Here is an 18,869-nt window from a genome sequence, read left to right as displayed (position 1 = left end):
GTTTACTCTTTCCATTTCACTAAAAAACATATCACCCTTTATCGTTTGGATTGAGGGCTGCTGTCAACCGTTGTTGCACTTCAAGCTGCAGGTCATTATTAAGGGCACGCCGGTCCGCTGTCGCGATTATAAATAAATCTTCTACTCGCTCGCCAATCGTTGTAATTCGGGCCCCATGGAGCGAAATTCCCAGATCGGCAAAAACCTGGCCGACGCGGGCAAGCAGCCCTGGCTGGTCGAGCGCGATCAGCTCCAGGAACGATTTACGGTCGGTGTGGGTCGGCAGGAAATTGACCTCGGTATCGACGGTAAAGTGGCGCAATTTCGCCGGCTGGCGACGCGGCTGCGGGGGCTGCCAGCTGCGCTGGGTAATCGCCTGTTCCAGACCAAAACGTATCCCTTCATGCCTGTCCGACGAGAGCGGGCTGCCGTCCGGCTCAAGCACGATAAAGGTGTCCATCGCCATGCCGTCGCGGGTGGTGAAAATCTGCGCGTCGTGAACGCTCAGGTTACGCCTGTCCAGCTCGGCGCAGACCGCAGCAAACAGGTAAGGTCGGTCCGGGCTCCAGATGAAAATCTCCGTCCCGCCGCGGGTGGCCTGCGGGCTCAGCAGGATCATCGGCTGGGACAGATCGTGCTTGAGCAGATGCCGTGCGTGCCACGCAAGCTGGTTTGGGCTATGGCGGACAAAATAGTTGGCGCGGCAGCGGGCCCAAATCTGATGCAGTGCCTCTTCATCAATATTATCCATCCGCAGCAGCGCCAGCGCCTGCAGCTGGTGATGGCGCACGCGCTCGCGCATGTCCGGGGTGTTTTGCATCCCGCGACGCAGCTGTTTTTCGGTGGCGAAGTACAGCTCGCGCAGCAGGCTCTGCTTCCAGCTGTTCCACAGGGTCTCGTTGGTGGCGCAGATATCGGCCACCGTCAGGCAGACCAGATAGCGCAGACGATTTTCCGTCTGAACCTCTTCCGCGAACTGCTTGATCACTTCCGGATCCTGAATGTCACGACGCTGCGCGGTGACCGACATCAGCAGGTGATGGCGCACCAGCCAGGCCACCAGCTGCGTTTCACGCGAGTTCAGGCCGTGCAGTTCGGCAAATTTCAGCACGTCCTGCGCGCCCAGCACCGAATGGTCACCGCCGCGACCTTTGGCGATGTCGTGGAACAGGGCGGCAATCAGGATCAGCTCCGGATGGGTCAGGCGCGGCCACAGCTCCACGCACAGCGGGTGGCGGGAGCGCGTCTCTTCTTTCGCAAAGCTTTCCAGCTTGAGCATCACGCGGATCGTGTGTTCATCCACCGTGTAGGCGTGGAACAGATCGAACTGCATTTGCCCGACAATGTGCGACCACTGCGGCATATAGGCCCACAGCACGCTGTGGCGGTGCATCGGCAGCAGGCCGCGGCTGACGGCGCCCGGGTGGCGGAGCATGCTCAGGAACAGCGAACGCGCTTCCGGGATATAGCACAGCGGCTGCGTCAGATGACGGCGCGCATGGCGCAGATGGCGAAGGGTGGTGGAGTAGATCCCGGTGATGGTGCTGTTGCGCACCATGGTATAGAACATCCGCAGAATCGCTTCCGGCTCGCGGATGAACAGCGTTTCGTCGCGCAGGTCGATAAGCGTGCCGCGCAGCTGGAATTCGTCATCAATCGGGCGCGGTTTTTCGTCCGCCGTCAGGGCCAGAATGGCCTCGTCGAACAGCTGCAACAGCATCTGGTTCAGCTCGGTCACCCGGCGGGTGACGCGGAAGAAATCCTTCATCATGTGCTCAACCGGCTCGTTGCCTTCGCCCTGATAATTCAGACGCTGAGCCACGCTGAGCTGGCGGTCAAACAGCAGGCGGTTATCGTAGCGGGTGACTTCCAGATGCAGGGCAAACCGGATGCGCCACAGCAGGTGCAGGCACTCGTTCAGCTCGTTACGCTCGGCCTCGGTTAAAAAGCCGAAGCCGACCATCTCGTCCATTGAAGTGGCGCCAAAATGGCGGCGGGCGACCCACTGCAGGGTGTGGATGTCGCGCAGGCCGCCGGGGCTGCTTTTAATATCGGGTTCAAGATTATAGCTGGTGCCGTGGTAGCGCTGGTGGCGCTGATTTTGCTCCTCGACCTTCGCGGCGAAGAACTTTTCTGACGGCCAGAAGCCGTCGCTGAAGATGTGTTTTTGCAGCTCCAGGAACAGGGCGACGTCACCAATCAGCAGGCGGGTTTCAATCAGGTTGGTGGCGACGGTCAGGTCCGATAACCCTTCCAGCAGACACTCTTCCAGGGTACGCACGCTGTGGCCGACTTCCAGCTTTACGTCCCAGAGCAGCGTCAGCAGTTCGCCAATTTTTTGCGCCTGTTCGTCCGGCAGCTTTTTGCGGCTTAAGATCAGCAGATCGATATCGGAAAGCGGATGCAGCTCACCGCGGCCATAGCCCCCGACGGCAACCAGCGCAACATCACTGATTTGCCCAAACCCGTAATCGATCCACAGGCGCTGCAGCAGCTGGTCGATAAATTCGGTGCGCGCTTCAATGAGCTGCTCGGCCGACACGCCTGCGTCAAACGCGCTGCCCAGCCAGCGATGGAAAACATCCATATGGGCTTTAATATGCGCGCAGGTCAGCTCGTGCGACGGCCAGACGCCCGGGTTATCGGGCTGGTCGGGGAGGGTGGGAAGTGCTGTGTTAGCATACTGTTCGGGTAAAAGATTACTCATCGTGCGCCACCCATAAGAAAAAGCTATAGCCATTAAAAAAGCCGGCATTTGCCGGCTTTTTTATCATTCATCGTGCGTCAGTATCGCCGGGATGGTGTCATCCTTGCGCAACGTCATAATTTCGCAGCCGTTGTCTGTTACCACAATAGTATGCTCGTACTGCGCAGACAAGCTTCTGTCTTTGGTTTTCACCGTCCAGCCGTCTTTCATGGTGCGGATGCGGTAATCACCCGCGTTGACCATCGGCTCAATGGTAAAGGTCATGCCTTTTTGCAGCACCACGCCGCCGTCATCTGCATCATAGTGCAGGACCTGCGGTTCTTCATGGAAGACGCGACCAATGCCGTGTCCGCAGTACTCGCGCACCACGGAGAAACCTTCCGCTTCCACAAACTTCTGGATTGCCGCACCGAGGGTACGCAGGCGAATACCCGGTTTAACCATTTTCAGCGCCAGGTAGAGGCTCTCTTGCGTCACTTTGCACAGACGCTCGCCGAGAATCGTCGGCTTGCCAACGATGAACATTTTTGAGGTGTCACCGTGGTACTCGTCTTTAATGACGGTTACGTCGATGTTGACGATGTCGCCATCTTTCAGCAGTTTTTCATCGTCCGGGATGCCGTGACACACCACTTCATTAATGGAGATGCAGACGGATTTCGGGAAACCGTGGTAGCCGAGGCAGGCGGAAACCGCGTGCTGCTCGTTCACGATATAGTCGTTACAGATACGGTCCAGTTCACCGGTGCTGACGCCCGGCTTCACGAACGGCTCGATCATTTCCAGCACTTCCGCGGCCAGACGACCGGCGATGCGCATCTTTTCAATTTCTTCAGGTGTCTTAATAGAGATAGCCATGTAATCTGTCCATCGGTGTCGATTTTTTCGACAATACTAGTCTAAGTGTCGTCAATGGTATCAGTCAGGCACGCTCCGTGCCAAATTGAGAATCATTAACAGCACACTCCGCCAACAACTGTTGGTTTCTGGTCGTGTTTTGTGGTATAAAGCGCGCCGGACTTCCGATCCATCTCAGATACACAGGCTGGACGGAAGCGACAAATCTCACTTTGTGTAACAACACACACGTATCGGCACATATTCCGGGGTGCCCTTCGGGGTCGGTAATATGGGATACGTGGAGGCATAACCCCAACTTTCAATATAGAGGTTTTAAACATGGCAACTGTTTCCATGCGCGACATGCTCAAGGCTGGTGTTCACTTCGGTCACCAGACCCGTTACTGGAACCCGAAAATGAAGCCTTTCATCTTCGGCGCGCGTAACAAAGTTCACATCATCAACCTTGAGAAAACTGTACCAATGTTCAACGAAGCCCTGGCTGAGCTGAACAAGATCTCTTCCCGTAAAGGTAAGATTCTGTTCGTTGGTACTAAGCGCGCTGCAAGCGAAGCTGTGAAAGATGCTGCTAACAGCTGCGACCAGTTCTTCGTGAACCATCGCTGGTTGGGCGGCATGCTGACCAACTGGAAAACTGTTCGTCAGTCCATCAAACGCCTGAAAGATCTGGAAACCCAGTCTCAGGACGGTACTTTCGACAAGCTGACTAAGAAAGAAGCGCTGATGCGCACTCGTGAACTGGACAAGCTGGAAAACAGCCTGGGCGGTATCAAAGATATGGGCGGCCTGCCAGACGCGCTGTTCGTAATCGATGCAGACCACGAGCACATCGCAATCAAAGAAGCTAACAACCTGGGTATCCCGGTATTCGCTATCGTTGATACCAACTCCGATCCGGACGGTGTTGACTTCGTTATCCCGGGTAACGACGACGCAATCCGTGCTGTTAGCCTGTACCTGAGCGCTGTAGCTGCTACCGTTCGTGAAGGCCGTTCCCAGGATCTGGCTTCTCAGGCGGAAGAAAGCTTCGTAGAAGCTGAATAATAAGGTTTTACCCCTTATTAGTACCGTGTATGAATAGGGGCCCATTACCGGCCCCTTTTTTCAATTTACACTGTTTGGCCCCCGGCCGGGCAGTTCACATCTCCCGAGGATTTAAGAATGGCTGAAATTACCGCATCCCTGGTAAAAGAGCTGCGCGAGCGTACTGGCGCAGGCATGATGGATTGCAAAAAAGCGCTGACTGAAGCGAACGGCGACATCGAGCTGGCAATCGAAAACATGCGTAAATCCGGTGCGATCAAAGCAGCTAAAAAAGCAGGCAACGTTGCTGCTGACGGCGTGATCATCACTAAGATCGACGGCAACTACGGCATCATTCTGGAAGTTAACTGCCAGACTGACTTCGTTGCTAAAGATGGCGGTTTCCAGGCATTTGCTAACAAAGTTCTGGACGCAGCTGTTGCGGGTAAAATCACTGACGTTGAAGTTCTGAAAGCACAGTTCGAAGAAGAACGTGTTGCGCTGGTTGCTAAAATCGGTGAGAACATCAACATCCGTCGCGTATCTTCTCTGGAAGGCGACGTTCTGGGCTCTTACCAGCACGGTGCACGTATCGGTGTTCTGGTTGCGGCTAAAGGCGCTGACGAAGAGCTGGTTAAACAGCTGGCTATGCACATCGCTGCAAGCAAACCAGAATTCGTTAAGCCAGAAGACGTGTCTGCTGAAGTAGTAGAGAAAGAGTACCAGGTTCAGCTGGACATCGCGATGCAGTCTGGTAAGCCAAAAGAAATCGCAGAGAAAATGGTTGAAGGCCGCATGAAGAAATTCACCGGCGAAGTTTCTCTGACTGGCCAGCCATTCGTAATGGACCCAAGCAAGTCTGTTGCTCAGCTGCTGAAAGAGCACAACGCTGACGTAACTGGCTTCATCCGCTTCGAAGTGGGCGAAGGCATCGAGAAAGTTGAGACTGACTTCGCAGCAGAAGTTGCTGCAATGTCCAAGCAGTCTTAATGATTGAAAAGGAGCCGCCTGAGGGCGGCTTCTTTTTGTCACCCGTCACAGGAAATCAGACAGGCTCCAGTATCGCTGTGCTGATTTGCGGCATATCATGTCGCCAGAATTAACCCCCATCTTAATCGTTGACAGTCTCAGGAAAGAAACATGGCTACCAATGCAAAACCCGTGTACAAACGCATTCTGCTTAAGCTGAGTGGCGAAGCGCTGCAGGGATCAGAAGGCTTCGGTATTGACGCAAGCATCCTTGATCGCATGGCACAGGAAATCAAAGAACTGGTCGAACTGGGTATCCAGGTTGGCGTGGTCATTGGCGGTGGCAACCTTTTCCGTGGTGCTGGTCTGGCGAAAGCGGGGATGAACCGCGTTGTGGGCGACCACATGGGTATGCTGGCAACCGTCATGAATGGCCTGGCGATGCGTGATGCCCTGCACCGCGCCTATGTGAATGCCCGCCTGATGTCCGCGATTCCGCTGAATGGCGTTTGCGATAATTACAGCTGGGCAGAAGCCATCAGCCTGCTGCGCAATAACCGCGTGGTGATCCTCTCCGCCGGTACGGGTAACCCGTTCTTTACAACCGATTCCGCTGCCTGCCTGCGCGGTATCGAGATCGAAGCCGATGTGGTACTGAAAGCGACCAAAGTAGACGGCGTGTTTACTGCCGATCCGGCAAAAGATCCTTCTGCCACCATGTACGATCAGCTGAGCTACAGCGAAGTGCTGGATAAAGAGCTGAAAGTGATGGATCTTGCCGCCTTCACGCTGGCTCGCGACCACAAACTGCCGATCCGTGTCTTCAACATGAACAAACCTGGCGCACTGCGTCGCGTGGTCATGGGCGAAAAAGAAGGCACTTTGATCACGGAATAATTTCCGTTGACGATAAATACAGGTAAGATTCCGCTTTATTTTGTAGTGGTATCTTACCCGGGCGCGCCTTTGGCGTTGTCATGAATTAAACGCGACTATACTTAGCACACCTGTAGCGCTGTGCTGGCGGATAGTCTGCCTGAGACAAGTTTTCAAGGATTCGTAACGTGATTAACGACATCAGAAAAGATGCTGAAGTACGCATGGACAAATGCGTAGAAGCGTTCAAAAACCAAATCAGCAAAATCCGTACTGGCCGTGCTTCCCCAAGCCTGCTGGATGGCATCATCGTAGAATATTACGGTACGCCAACCCCTCTGCGCCAGCTGGCGAGCGTGACGGTTGAAGATACCCGTACGCTGAAAATCAACGTCTTCGACCGCTCTATGAGCCCGGCCGTTGAGAAAGCGATTATGGCCTCTGACCTCGGACTGAACCCAAGCTCTGCGGGCGCAGACATCCGCGTTCCACTGCCTCCGCTGACGGAAGAACGTCGTAAAGATCTTATCAAAGTGGTTCGTGGCGAAGCTGAGCAGGGTCGTGTATCCGTGCGTAACGTCCGTCGCGACGCGAACGATAAAGTGAAAGCACTGCTGAAAGAAAAAGAGATCAGCGAAGATGACGATCGTCGTTCTCAGGACGACATTCAGAAAATGACCGACGCGGCCATCAAGAAAATTGATGCGGCGCTGGCAGAAAAAGAAGCGGAACTGATGCAGTTCTGATTTCTGTCGTACACTGATAAACGCCGTTCAGAAGGACTTCGGGTCTTGCTGGCGGCGTTTTGCTTTTATCTGGTCTAACTTTTTTCGGGCATCTCATGAAGCATTTAACACTCCTCGGCTCAACCGGCTCTATCGGTTGCAGCACTCTCGACGTCGTTCGCCATAATCCTGAACTTTACACCGTGACAGCGCTGGTGGCCGGTAAGAATGTGCAGCGAATGGTCGAACAGTGCCTGGAGTTTGCGCCCCGCTATGCGGTGATGGATGACGAAGAGAGCGCGCGTCTGCTAAAAGCACAGCTGCGTGAAAAGGGCAGCCGAACCGAAGTGCTGAGCGGCCAGCAGGCGGCCTGCGAGATGGCGGCGCTGGATGAGGTGGATCAGGTCATGGCGGCCATTGTCGGCGCGGCAGGGCTGCTGCCCACGCTTGCTGCGATTGATGCCGGTAAGGATGTTTTGCTGGCCAATAAAGAGTCGCTGGTCACCTGTGGACGCCTGTTTATGGATGCGGTGAAGCAGCGCGGCGCGCGTCTTCTGCCGGTCGACAGCGAACACAACGCGATTTTTCAGAGTTTACCGCAACCTTTTCAACAGAACCTGGGGTACGCTGACCTGGAGCAGAATGGCGTGGTGTCTATTCTGCTTACCGGGTCTGGTGGCCCGTTCCGTGAAACGCCACTGTCTGAACTGCGTGCGATGACACCGGATCAGGCGTGCCGTCATCCGAACTGGTCGATGGGGCGTAAAATCTCCGTTGATTCTGCCACCATGATGAACAAAGGTCTGGAATACATTGAAGCGCGCTGGCTGTTTAATGCGTCAGCGAAACAGATGGAAGTACTGATTCACCCGCAATCGGTGATTCACTCGATGGTGCGTTATCAGGATGGCAGCGTGCTGGCACAGCTGGGCGAGCCGGACATGCGTACGCCGATTGCCCATTCAATGGCGTGGCCAAATCGAGTGAAATCCGGCGTGAAGCCGCTTGATTTCTGCAAGCTAAGTTCCCTGACGTTCAGTGAACCAGACTACGACCGCTATCCTTGTCTGAAGCTTGCGATGAATGCCTTTGATCAGGGGCAGGCGGCGACGACGGCACTTAATGCAGCTAATGAAATTACCGTTGAGGCATTTCTGAATCAGCAAATTCGTTTTACCGATATCGCGTCGCTTAATTTATCGGTACTTGAGATGATGGATTTGCGCGAACCACAAAGCGTGGAAGAGGTGCTGGCGGTGGATGCAGCTGCGCGTAATATTGCGCGCCAACAGGTGACACGTCTCGCAAGCTGGTGATAAAGCAAGCACTAGTCGTCGTGCTATTTGTTAGCGTTGGGCTTCAGTGATATAGTCTGCGCCACCTGATCGCAGGTATTTGACTTAATGTGGTCAGGTGAGCCGTGGTTTGACACGGCTTTTTTATGTATAGGCTTCAGTATTCCTGAGTACCGTTAAATCCTTTTCAGGGACAAAAAACGCGTTATGTTGTCTGCGAATCAACCAATAAGCGAAAATTTGCCAGCTCATGGCTGCCGTCATGTAGCAATCATTATGGATGGCAATGGCCGCTGGGCGAAAAGACAAGGGAAGATACGAGCCTTTGGGCATAAAGCGGGGGCGAAATCCGTTCGTCGCGCCGTTTCTTTTGCCGCCAACAACGGCATTGATGCGTTAACGCTCTATGCTTTTAGCAGTGAAAACTGGAATCGACCTCTGCAGGAAGTGACTGCGTTGATGGAATTGTTTGTGTGGGCGCTAGACAGCGAAGTAAAAAGCCTGCACCGCCACAACGTCCGCCTGCGTATCATTGGCGATACCAGTCGTTTTAACTCACGTTTGCAGGAACGGATTCGCAAAGCTGAAGCGCTGACGGAAAATAATACCGGTTTGACGCTGAATATTGCGGCGAATTACGGCGGACGCTGGGATATTATCCAGGGCGTTCGGCATCTGGCCGAACAGGTTCAGGAAGGGCTGTTGAGACCCGACCAAATTGATGAAGAGGCGCTGAGCAAGCAAATCTGCATGAATGAACAGGCACCTGTGGATTTGGTAATTAGGACAGGGGGGGAACATCGCATAAGTAACTTTTTGATATGGCAAATTGCCTATGCCGAACTTTACTTTACGGATGTTCTTTGGCCCGATTTTGATGAACAAGACTTTGAAGGTGCGCTGCATGCCTTTGCCAATCGAGAGCGTCGTTTCGGCGGCACCGAGCCTGGTGGCGACAAAGCCTGATGGGGGTAGCTTTTGCTGAAGTATCGCCTGATTTCCGCTTTTGTATTAATACCCATTGTCATTGCGGCGCTGTTTTTACTGCCCCCGGTGGGATTCGCTATTGTCACGCTGGTGGTGTGCATGCTCGCCGCGTGGGAATGGGGACAGTTTAGCGGCTTTACCTCGCGCACTCAGCGAGTATGGCTTGCGGTACTTTGTGGCTTTATCCTGGCCATAATGCTGTTTACGTTGCCTGAATATCACCATGATATTCATCAGCCCCTGGTTGCCGGTTCTTTATGGATATCGCTGGCCTGGTGGGTTGCCGCGCTGTTGCTGGTTCTTTTTTATCCGGGTTCCGCGGCATTGTGGCGTAATTCAAAAGTGCTGCGACTGATTTTTGGCTTGCTCACAATTATTCCTTTTTTCTGGGGTATGGTTGCGCTGCGAGCCTGGCACTACGACGAAAACCACTACAGCGGTGCGATCTGGCTGCTTTATGTGATGATTCTGGTCTGGGGGGCTGACTCCGGGGCCTATATGTTTGGTAAACTGTTTGGCAAACATAAGCTGGCACCGAAGGTTTCTCCGGGCAAAACCTGGCAAGGATTCATCGGCGGCCTGTTTACGGCAGCGATCATCTCCTGGGGCTACGGCGTCTGGGCGAATCTTGAAGTGGCACCGTCAATACTGCTGGTGTGCTCGATTTTTGCTGCGCTTGCCTCCGTGCTCGGTGATTTAACCGAAAGTATGTTTAAGCGTGAAGCAGGGATTAAGGACAGCGGACACCTGATTCCAGGGCATGGCGGTATACTGGATCGCATTGATAGCCTGACAGCGGCTGTTCCAGTGTTTGCGTGTTTGCTTTTACTGGTATTCGGGACGATTTAACGGAAGGTTTTATGCTGAGCATTCTCTGGAATCTGGCGGCGTTCATTGTTGCACTGGGTGTACTGATTACCGTGCATGAATTTGGCCATTTCTGGGTTGCTCGCCGCTGTGGCGTGCGCGTAGAGCGATTTTCCATCGGTTTTGGTAAATCACTCTGGATGCGCACCGACCGCCACGGCACGGAATTTGTCATCGCCCTTATCCCGCTGGGCGGCTACGTCAAAATGCTCGACGAACGCGTCGAGCCTGTCGCTCCTGAGCTGCGACACAGCGCATTCAACAATAAAACCGTTGGACAACGCGCCGCCATCATTGCTGCCGGACCGGTAGCCAACTTCATCTTTGCGATTTTCGCTTACTGGCTGGTGTTTATCATCGGCGTCCCTGGCGTACGTCCGGTGGTGGGTGAAATTGCCCCCAATTCCATCGCGGCGAGTGCGCAAATTACATCCGGGATGGAACTTAAAGCGATTGATGGCATCGAAACCCCTGATTGGGATGCCGTGCGACTGCAGCTGGTAGCCAAAATTGGCGATGCGCAGACCACCATCAGCGTATCGCCGTTTGGTTCAGATACGCGTCAGGACAAAGTACTCGATTTACGTCACTGGCGTTTCGAGCCAGACAAAGAGGATCCCGTCGCTGCGCTGGGCATTCGTCCACGCGGCGCGCAGATTGAGCCGGTATTAGCCGAAGTACAGGCAAATTCGGCGGCGAGCAAAGCGGGTTTGCAAGCGGGCGACAGGATCGTTAAAGTCGATGGTCAACCATTAACAGAGTGGATGACCTTTGTTACTCTGGTGCGCGATAATCCGGGAACGTCTCTCGCGCTGGAAGTTGAAAGGCAGGGCAGTCCGCTTTCGCTGACGCTGATCCCGGATACGAAGTCGGTCGGCAAAAAGGCAGAAGGGTTTGCAGGCGTTGTGCCAAAAGTGATCCCGCTGCCAGATGAGTACAAGACAATACGCCAGTATGGGCCGTTCAGCGCCATCCTTGAAGCCACGGATAAAACATGGCAACTGATGAAGCTGACGGTCAACATGTTGGGGAAATTGATAACCGGTGATGTGAAACTGAACAACCTCAGTGGGCCAATTTCGATTGCTCAGGGGGCTGGGATGTCAGCGGAATTCGGGGTGATTTACTATCTCATGTTCCTCGCGCTCATTAGCGTGAACCTTGGGATAATCAACCTGTTCCCGCTTCCCGTTTTAGACGGGGGTCATCTGCTGTTTTTGGCGATTGAAAAGCTAAAAGGCGGACCGGTATCCGAGCGAGTTCAAGACTTTAGTTATCGCATTGGCTCGATTTTGCTGGTGCTGTTAATGGGGCTTGCACTTTTCAATGATTTCTCTCGGTTGTAAGAGAGTGTTAGGAAGAACGCATAATAACGATGGCGATGAAAAAGTTGCTCATAGCGTCGCTGCTGTTTAGCAGCGCCACCGTATACGGTGCTGACGGGTTCGTAGTGAAAGACATTCATTTCGAAGGCCTCCAGCGTGTCGCCGTTGGTGCGGCCCTCCTCAGTATGCCTGTACGCCCCGGCGATACGGTTAATGATGATGATATCAGTAACACCATCCGTGCTCTGTTTGCCACCGGCAACTTTGAGGACGTCCGCGTCCTGCGCGATGGTGATACGCTGCTGGTACAGGTAAAAGAACGTCCGACGATCGCCAGTATCACTTTCTCCGGTAACAAGTCGGTGAAAGATGACATGCTCAAGCAGAACCTTGAAGCATCTGGTGTTCGTGTGGGTGAGTCCCTGGACCGCACAACCCTTTCAGACATTGAAAAAGGTCTGGAAGACTTCTACTACAGCGTCGGTAAATACAGCGCCAGCGTGAAAGCGGTTGTCACTCCGCTGCCACGTAACCGTGTTGACCTGAAGCTGGTCTTCCAGGAAGGTGTTTCTGCGAAGATCCAGCAGATCAACATTGTCGGCAACCACGCGTTCAGCACCGACGAACTGATCTCCACCTTCCAGCTGCGCGATGAAGTGCCATGGTGGAACGTGGTGGGCGATCGCAAATACCAGAAACAGAAACTGGCGGGCGACCTCGAAACCCTGCGCAGCTACTATCTCGATCGTGGCTATGCGCGTTTCAACATCGACTCGACTCAGGTCAGTCTGACTCCGGACAAGAAAGGTATCTACATTACGGTTAACATCACTGAAGGCGAGCAGTACAAGCTTTCTGGTGTTGAAGTGAGTGGTAACCTGGCGGGGCATTCTGCTGAAATCGAATCGCTGACCAAAATTCAGCCGGGCGATCTGTATAGCGGTTCCAAGGTAACCAAAATGGAAGACAGCATTAAGAAGCTGCTCGGCCGCTACGGTTATGCCTATCCGCGCGTACAGACTCAGCCGGAAATCAATGACGCGGATAAAACCGTTAAGCTGCACGTGAATGTTGATGCGGGCAACCGTTTCTACGTGCGTAAGATCCGCTTCGTCGGTAACGACACCTCCAAAGATTCCGTTCTGCGTCGCGAAATGCGTCAGATGGAAGGCGCATGGTTGGGAAGCGACCTCGTTGATCAGGGTAAAGAGCGTCTGAACCGTCTGGGCTATTTTGAAACGGTGGATACCGATACCCAGCGCGTACCGGGCAGCCCGGATCAGGTTGATGTCGTTTATAAAGTGAAAGAGCGCAACACCGGTAGCTTCAACTTCGGTGTGGGTTACGGTACTGAAAGCGGCGTCAGCTTCCAGGTCGGCGTACAGCAGGATAACTGGCTGGGTACGGGTTACTCTGTCGGTATTAACGGCACCAAAAACGACTACCAGACCTACTCTGAGTTCTCTGTGACTAACCCATACTTCACCGTAGACGGTGTGAGCCTGGGCGGTCGTATCTTCTATAACGACTTTAAAGCAGATGACGCGGACCTGTCTTCATACACCAACAAGAGTTACGGTGTAGACGGTACGCTTGGCTTCCCGGTTAACGAATACAACACCCTGCGTGCAGGCTTGGGTTACGTGCATAACGACCTGTCCAACATGCAACCGCAGGTGGCGATGTGGCGTTATCTGGACTCTATCGGCCAGTCAACCAGTAAAAATGGTAATGACAATGGCTTCGCGGCGGATGACTTCACCTTTAACTACGGCTGGACCTATAACCGTCTCGACCGTGGTTACTTCCCAACGGAAGGTTCTCGCGTCAACCTGAACGGTAAAGTTACCGTGCCGGGTTCCGATAACGAGTTCTATAAGGTCACGCTGGATACCGCGTCCTACTTCCCGATCGATGACGATCATAAGTGGGTGGTTCTGGGTCGTACCCGTTGGGGCTATGGCGATGGTCTGGGTAGCAAAGAACTGCCGTTCTATGAAAACTTCTATGCGGGTGGCTCCAGCACCGTTCGTGGTTTCCAGTCCAACAACATTGGTCCGAAAGCGGTTTACTACGGCGGAAACGACAAAGATAACTGTGATAAGTCTTCCTCGTCAGAAGTCTGTAGCTCCAATGACGCGGTGGGCGGTAACGCCATGGCCGTTGCCAGCCTGGAGTTCATCACGCCAACGCCGTTTATCAGTGATAAATATGCGAACTCGGTCCGTACGTCCTTCTTCTGGGATGCCGGTACCGTGTGGGATACCAACTGGCAGAATACTGCCCAGATGCGCGCAGAAGGCATTCCTGACTACAGCGATCCGAGCAATATTCGCATGTCTGCCGGTATCGCATTACAATGGATGTCACCGCTGGGGCCGTTGGTCTTCTCCTACGCCCAGCCGTTTAAGAAATATGATGGAGACAAAGCGGAGCAATTCCAGTTTAACATTGGTAAAACCTGGTAATAATCCGCTGCAAAGGAATGCGTTGGCAGTGTAGCGCTGACAACTGGCGATCGGTTACACGGTCGCCTTGCCACGCAAAGAACGGTACCTTCTGGTGCCAATGGGATGGTAAGGAGTTAATTGTGAAAAAGTGGTTATTAGCTGCAGGTCTCGGTTTAGCGATGGCAACTTCTGCTCAGGCAGCAGACAAAATTGCAATCGTCAACATGGGTAATTTGTTCCAGCAGGTTGCACAGAAAACGGGTGTTTCTGCGACTCTGGAAAACGAATTCAAAGGCCGTGCAAGCGAACTGCAGGGTATGGAAAACGATCTTCAGTCCAAAATGCAGCGTCTGCAGCGTGATGGTTCTACCATGAAAGCAAGCGACCGTAGCAAGCTGGAAAAAGACGTAATGGCTCAGCGCCAGACGTTCTCCCAGAAAGCGCAGGCTTTCGAGCAGGATCGTCAGCGTCGTTCTAACGAAGAACGCGGCAAGCTGGTAACTCGCATTCAGACTGCTGTTAAAGCAGTGGCTGCCGATCAGAGTATCGATCTGGTTGTAGATGCGAACGCCGTTGCTTATAACAGCAAAGATGTTAAAGACATCACTGCTGATGTTCTGAAACAGGTTAAATAAGTAATGCCTTCAATTCGACTGGCTGATTTAGCTCAGCAGTTGGATGCAGAATTACACGGTGATGGCGATATCGTCATCACCGCTGTTGCGTCCATGCAATCTGCTAAAGCTGGCACGATTACCTTCATGGTAAGCCCTAAGTACCGTGAGCAACTGGCTCAATGCCAGGCGTCAGCTGTTGTACTGACGCAGGACGATCTTCCATTTGCCACTGTAAGCGCGCTGGTAGTGAAAAACCCCTACCTGACGTATGCACGCATGGCTCAAATTCTTGATACCACGCCGCAGCCGGCCCAGAACATTGCGGCCAGTGCAGCGATTGATGCGACGGCCAGGCTTGGTAACAACGTCGCCGTTGGCGCGAATGCAGTTATCGAATCCGGCGTTGTGCTGGGCGATAACGTCGTCATTGGCCCGGGCTGCTTCGTTGGGAAAAATACGAAAATCGGCGCCGGGACCCGTTTATGGGCCAATGTGTCCGTTTATCATGATGTTGAAATTGGCGAAAATTGCCTCGTCCAGTCCAGCACCGTTATTGGTTCTGATGGCTTTGGTTACGCTAACGATCGTGGTAACTGGGTTAAGATCCCGCAGCTTGGTCGCGTTATTATTGGCGATCGCGTAGAGATCGGCGCCTGTACCACCATTGACCGTGGCGCGCTTGACGACACGATCATTGGCAATGGTGTTATCATCGATAACCAGTGCCAGATTGCGCATAACGTCGTGATTGGCGACAATACCGCGGTTGCGGGTGGCGTCATCATGGCAGGCAGCCTGAAAATTGGCCGTTATTGCATGATTGGCGGCGCGAGCGTTATTAATGGCCATATGGAAATATGCGACAAGGTGACTGTGACGGGAATGGGCATGGTAATGCGTCCTATCACTGAACCTGGCGTCTATTCCTCAGGTATTCCGCTACAACCCAACAAGGTATGGCGTAAAACAGCAGCTCTGGTGATGAACATTGATGATATGAGCAAGCGCCTCAAGTCTCTTGAGCGTAAGATCGATCAACAAGATTAAGCGTCATCCGTTGAACGCTATTTTTCCCGGCCTGTCGGCTTTCTAATAAACCGGCAGGCCGTGTTATTATTGTTATCAGTACATTTTGACAGGAAGAGTATTTTGACTACTGACACTCATACTCTGCATATTGAAGAGATTTTAGAACTTCTGCCGCACCGCTACCCGTTTCTGCTGGTAGACCGTGTGCTGGATTTTGAAGAAGGTCGTTTTCTGCGCGCAGTGAAAAATGTTTCCGTGAACGAGCCGTTTTTCCAGGGACACTTCCCTGGTAAGCCTATCTTCCCGGGTGTGTTGATTCTGGAAGCGATGGCTCAGGCTACCGGTATTCTGGCGTTTAAAAGCGTTGGCAAACTGGAGCCAGGTGAGCTGTATTACTTCGCGGGTATTGATGAAGCGCGCTTTAAGCGCCCTGTCGTGCCTGGTGATCAGATGATCATGGAAGTCACTTTTGAAAAAACGCGTCGTGGCCTGACTCGCTTCAAAGGCGTAGCGCTGGTTGACGGCAAAGTTGTTTGCGAAGCGACGATGATGTGTGCTCGTAGCCGGGAGTCCTGATACGTGATTGATAAATCCGCCTTTATTCATCCTACCGCTATTGTGGAAACCGGTGCCATCATTGGCGCTAACGTCCACATTGGCCCGTTTTGTATTGTTGGACCCCATGTCGAAATTGGTGAGGGTACAGTACTGAAATCTCACGTTGTCGTGAATGGTCACACGACCATTGGCTGCAATAACGAGATCTATCAGTTCGCTTCCATCGGCGAAGTTAACCAGGATCTGAAATATGCTGGTGAGTCGACCCGTCTGGAAATTGGCGATCGTAACCGTATTCGCGAAAGCGTCACTATTCATCGTGGAACAGTACAGGGTGGTGGGTTGACGAAGGTGGGCAGCGATAACCTGTTTATGGTTAATGCGCACATCGCGCACGACTGTACCGTGGGTGACCGCTGTATTCTTGCCAACAACGCAACGCTGGCAGGACACGTATCGGTTGATGACTTCGCAATTATTGGCGGCATGACCGCAGTCCATCAGTTCTGCATCATTGGTGCGCACGTGATGGTTGGCGGATGCTCCGGTGTGGCGCAGGACGTCCCACCCTATGTGATTGCGCAGGGCAACCATGCCACGCCGTTTGGCGTGAACATCGAAGGCCTCAAGCGTCGTGGTTTTAGTCGCGAAGCGATTACTGCCATCCGCAACGCGTACAAACTGCTGTACCGTAGCGGTAAAACGCTGGAAGAGGCGAAGCCGGAAATTGCCGAGCTGGCGAATAAGCACCCGGAAGTGAACGCGTTCATGGAATTCTTTGACCGTTCAACAAGGGGTCTGATTCGTTAATGGTCGACAGTCGTCCGCTTACGATAGCCCTGGTCGCCGGAGAAACCTCCGGCGATATTCTTGGTGCCGGTCTCATTCGCGCGCTTAAGGCGCGTGTACCCAATGCTCGCTTTGTCGGCGTTGCTGGCCCGCTGATGCAGGCCGAAGGCTGTGAAGCCTGGTATGAAATGGAAGAACTCGCCGTGATGGGCATCGTCGAGGTGCTGGGACGGCTACGCCGTTTGCTGCACATCCGCGCCGATCTCACCCGCCGTTTTACCGAACTCAAACCCGATGTGTTTGTCGGTATTGATGCACCTGATTTCAACATTACCCTCGAAGGGAATCTGAAAAAGCAGGGTATCAAAACAATTCACTACGTCAGTCCGTCCGTCTGGGCGTGGCGACAGAAACGCGTTTTCAAAATCGGACGGTCCACCAACCTGGTGCTGGCTTTCCTGCCTTTCGAAAAAGCGTTTTACGACAGATTTAATGTTCCGTGCCGTTTTATCGGTCATACCATGGCGGATGCGATGCCATTGGATCCGGATAAAAACGCGGCGCGCGACGCGCTGGGCATCCCGCACGATGTGCACTGTCTGGCACTGCTGCCGGGCAGCCGTGGCGCAGAAGTTGAGATGCTGAGCGCCGATTTCCTCAAAACTGCGCAAATTCTTCGCCAGACCTATCCGGATCTTGAAGTGGTTGTTCCGCTGGTAAATGCGAAACGCCGCGAGCAGTTTGAGCGCATCAAAGCGGAAGTCGCCCCGGATCTTCACGTCCGTCTTCTGGACGGGAAAGGGCGGGAAGCGATGTATGCGAGCGATGCCGCGCTGCTGGCCTCCGGCACGGCGGCGCTGGAATGCATGCTGGCGAAATGCCCGATGGTGGTCGGTTATCGCATGAAGCCGTTCACTTTCTGGCTGGCAAAACGTCTGGTTAAAACGGATTATGTCTCCCTGCCAAACCTGCTTGCCGGGCGCGAGCTGGTGAAAGAGCTGCTGCAGGATGAGTGCCAGCCGCAGGCGCTTGCCGATGCACTACTGCCGCTGCTCGCCAACGGCAAGACCAGCCACCAGATGCACGATACCTTCCGCGAACTGCATCAACTGATCCGCTGTAATGCTGATGAGCAAGCGGCTGATGCGGTGCTGGAGTTAGCAAAATGATGGAATTTGTTTATCCTCACACTCGCCTTGTGGCGGGCGTGGACGAAGTGGGTCGTGGCCCGTTGGTCGGGGCTGTGGTGACTGCCGCGGTGATCCTCGATCCGGCTCGCCCGATTATCGGGCTGAACGACTCAAAAAAATTGTCTGAAAAACGCCGTCTGGCGCTGTTCAGTGAGATTCAGGAGAAGGCGCTGGCCTGGAGCCTGGGGCGCGCTGAACCGCATGAAATAGACGAGCTGAATATTTTGCATGCCACGATGCTGGCGATGCAGCGTGCGGTAGCAGGTCTGAAAATTTCCCCGGAATATGTCCTGATTGACGGCAACCGCTGTCCGGCATTGCCCATGCCTTCAATGGCGGTCGTCAAAGGCGATAGTCGGGTCGCAGAAATTAGCGCAGCTTCTATCATTGCCAAAGTGACGCGCGACGCCGAAATGGCCGCGCTGGACCTCACTTATCCTCAGTATGGTTTCGCCCAGCATAAGGGGTATCCCACACCTTTCCATCTGGAAAGGCTGGCTGAACATGGCGCAACCGAACACCACCGGCGCAGTTTTGGCCCGGTGAAACGCGCGCTGGGACGGGTGTCCTGAATCAATACGCAAGCAATTAAGTAACGCGG

General features: G+C 53.6%; 17 protein-coding genes. 15 read left to right on the top strand and 2 right to left on the bottom strand.

Translation table 11 applies throughout. The annotated features are described in order from the left end of the window. Nucleotides 1-31: 31 nt before the first annotated feature. Complete coding sequence (glnD, locus tag USF70_RS13675; RefSeq protein WP_029741204.1) at nucleotides 32-2,707, bottom strand: bifunctional uridylyltransferase/uridylyl-removing protein GlnD; 2,676 nt, start codon at nucleotides 2,705-2,707, stop codon at nucleotides 32-34. A gap of 63 nt (nucleotides 2,708-2,770) precedes the next feature. Then, nucleotides 2,771-3,565, bottom strand: a complete 795-nt coding sequence (map, locus tag USF70_RS13670) for a type I methionyl aminopeptidase (RefSeq protein WP_033144670.1) — start codon at nucleotides 3,563-3,565, stop codon at nucleotides 2,771-2,773. A gap of 321 nt (nucleotides 3,566-3,886) precedes the next feature. Between map and rpsB the strand changes: the two genes are divergently transcribed. The 15 genes from rpsB to rnhB all read left to right on the top strand — a co-directional run bounded on the left by rpsB (nucleotide 3,887) and on the right by rnhB (nucleotide 18,840). Continuing rightward, entirely contained in the window at nucleotides 3,887-4,612 is a 726-nt protein-coding gene (gene rpsB, locus USF70_RS13665; protein ID WP_003856207.1) for a 30S ribosomal protein S2, read from the top strand. Between the two features lie 117 nt (nucleotides 4,613-4,729). Beyond that, a complete protein-coding gene (gene tsf / locus USF70_RS13660) occupies nucleotides 4,730-5,581 on the top strand; it encodes a translation elongation factor Ts (protein ID WP_014882627.1) in 852 nt (283 codons plus the stop codon). Between the two features lie 150 nt (nucleotides 5,582-5,731). Then, nucleotides 5,732-6,457, top strand: a complete 726-nt coding sequence (gene pyrH / locus USF70_RS13655) for a UMP kinase (protein WP_008501910.1) — start codon at nucleotides 5,732-5,734, stop codon at nucleotides 6,455-6,457. 167 nt (nucleotides 6,458-6,624) lie between these two features. Beyond that, nucleotides 6,625-7,182, top strand: coding sequence for a ribosome recycling factor (gene frr / locus USF70_RS13650; protein ID WP_003856180.1), 558 nt, complete (start codon nucleotides 6,625-6,627; stop codon nucleotides 7,180-7,182). A gap of 95 nt (nucleotides 7,183-7,277) precedes the next feature. Then, on the top strand, nucleotides 7,278-8,477 hold the full coding sequence (gene ispC / locus USF70_RS13645) for a 1-deoxy-D-xylulose-5-phosphate reductoisomerase (protein WP_069303680.1): 1,200 nt from the start codon (nucleotides 7,278-7,280) through the stop codon (nucleotides 8,475-8,477). Nucleotides 8,478-8,663: 186 nt separating this feature from the next. After that, entirely contained in the window at nucleotides 8,664-9,422 is a 759-nt protein-coding gene (gene ispU, locus USF70_RS13640) for a (2E,6E)-farnesyl-diphosphate-specific ditrans,polycis-undecaprenyl-diphosphate synthase (RefSeq protein ID WP_024907522.1), read from the top strand. A 12-nt stretch (nucleotides 9,423-9,434) separates the two neighbouring features. After that, nucleotides 9,435-10,292 carry a phosphatidate cytidylyltransferase gene (gene cdsA, locus USF70_RS13635; RefSeq protein ID WP_023310457.1) on the top strand — a complete coding sequence of 286 codons (858 nt, stop codon included), beginning with the start codon at nucleotides 9,435-9,437 and terminating at the stop codon, nucleotides 10,290-10,292. Nucleotides 10,293-10,303: 11 nt separating this feature from the next. Next, complete coding sequence (gene rseP / locus USF70_RS13630) at nucleotides 10,304-11,656, top strand: sigma E protease regulator RseP (protein ID WP_320735704.1); 1,353 nt, start codon at nucleotides 10,304-10,306, stop codon at nucleotides 11,654-11,656. A 29-nt stretch (nucleotides 11,657-11,685) separates the two neighbouring features. Beyond that, complete coding sequence (gene bamA, locus USF70_RS13625; protein WP_033144673.1) at nucleotides 11,686-14,103, top strand: outer membrane protein assembly factor BamA; 2,418 nt, start codon at nucleotides 11,686-11,688, stop codon at nucleotides 14,101-14,103. A 122-nt stretch (nucleotides 14,104-14,225) separates the two neighbouring features. After that, complete coding sequence (skp, locus tag USF70_RS13620) at nucleotides 14,226-14,720, top strand: molecular chaperone Skp (RefSeq protein ID WP_032644135.1); 495 nt, start codon at nucleotides 14,226-14,228, stop codon at nucleotides 14,718-14,720. 3 nt (nucleotides 14,721-14,723) lie between these two features. After that, complete coding sequence (lpxD, locus tag USF70_RS13615) at nucleotides 14,724-15,749, top strand: UDP-3-O-(3-hydroxymyristoyl)glucosamine N-acyltransferase (RefSeq protein WP_032644136.1); 1,026 nt, start codon at nucleotides 14,724-14,726, stop codon at nucleotides 15,747-15,749. Between the two features lie 102 nt (nucleotides 15,750-15,851). Next, nucleotides 15,852-16,307 carry a 3-hydroxyacyl-ACP dehydratase FabZ gene (gene fabZ, locus USF70_RS13610; protein WP_010426706.1) on the top strand — a complete coding sequence of 152 codons (456 nt, stop codon included), beginning with the start codon at nucleotides 15,852-15,854 and terminating at the stop codon, nucleotides 16,305-16,307. 3 nt (nucleotides 16,308-16,310) lie between these two features. Continuing rightward, on the top strand, nucleotides 16,311-17,099 hold the full coding sequence (gene lpxA, locus USF70_RS13605; RefSeq protein ID WP_023310462.1) for an acyl-ACP--UDP-N-acetylglucosamine O-acyltransferase: 789 nt from the start codon (nucleotides 16,311-16,313) through the stop codon (nucleotides 17,097-17,099). Further along, a complete protein-coding gene (gene lpxB / locus USF70_RS13600; RefSeq protein ID WP_023334578.1) occupies nucleotides 17,099-18,247 on the top strand; it encodes a lipid-A-disaccharide synthase in 1,149 nt (382 codons plus the stop codon). The genes lpxA and lpxB overlap by 1 nt, the downstream gene beginning before the upstream one ends. Next, entirely contained in the window at nucleotides 18,244-18,840 is a 597-nt protein-coding gene (rnhB, locus tag USF70_RS13595) for a ribonuclease HII (RefSeq protein ID WP_024907528.1), read from the top strand. The genes lpxB and rnhB overlap by 4 nt, the downstream gene beginning before the upstream one ends. Nucleotides 18,841-18,869: the final 29 nt, after the last annotated feature.

The organism is Enterobacter sp. 237C8, assembly GCF_034106865.1.
Lineage (GTDB): Bacteria > Pseudomonadota > Gammaproteobacteria > Enterobacterales > Enterobacteriaceae > Enterobacter > Enterobacter asburiae_B.
This window is presented reverse-complemented; position numbering and strand designations above follow the sequence as displayed.

Coding starts and splice junctions, on each gene's coding strand:
- lpxD (WP_032644136.1), top strand. CDS start 14,724: ATGCCTTCAATTCGACTGGCTGATTTAGCTCAGCAGTTGGATGCAGAA.
- pyrH (WP_008501910.1), top strand. CDS start 5,732: ATGGCTACCAATGCAAAACCCGTGTACAAACGCATTCTGCTTAAGCTG.
- rseP (WP_320735704.1), top strand. CDS start 10,304: ATGCTGAGCATTCTCTGGAATCTGGCGGCGTTCATTGTTGCACTGGGT.
- ispU (WP_024907522.1), top strand. CDS start 8,664: ATGTTGTCTGCGAATCAACCAATAAGCGAAAATTTGCCAGCTCATGGC.
- bamA (WP_033144673.1), top strand. CDS start 11,686: ATGGCGATGAAAAAGTTGCTCATAGCGTCGCTGCTGTTTAGCAGCGCC.
- glnD (WP_029741204.1), bottom strand. CDS start 2,707: ATGAGTAATCTTTTACCCGAACAGTATGCTAACACAGCACTTCCCACC.
- ispC (WP_069303680.1), top strand. CDS start 7,278: ATGAAGCATTTAACACTCCTCGGCTCAACCGGCTCTATCGGTTGCAGC.
- tsf (WP_014882627.1), top strand. CDS start 4,730: ATGGCTGAAATTACCGCATCCCTGGTAAAAGAGCTGCGCGAGCGTACT.
- rnhB (WP_024907528.1), top strand. CDS start 18,244: ATGATGGAATTTGTTTATCCTCACACTCGCCTTGTGGCGGGCGTGGAC.
- lpxB (WP_023334578.1), top strand. CDS start 17,099: ATGGTCGACAGTCGTCCGCTTACGATAGCCCTGGTCGCCGGAGAAACC.
- rpsB (WP_003856207.1), top strand. CDS start 3,887: ATGGCAACTGTTTCCATGCGCGACATGCTCAAGGCTGGTGTTCACTTC.
- map (WP_033144670.1), bottom strand. CDS start 3,565: ATGGCTATCTCTATTAAGACACCTGAAGAAATTGAAAAGATGCGCATC.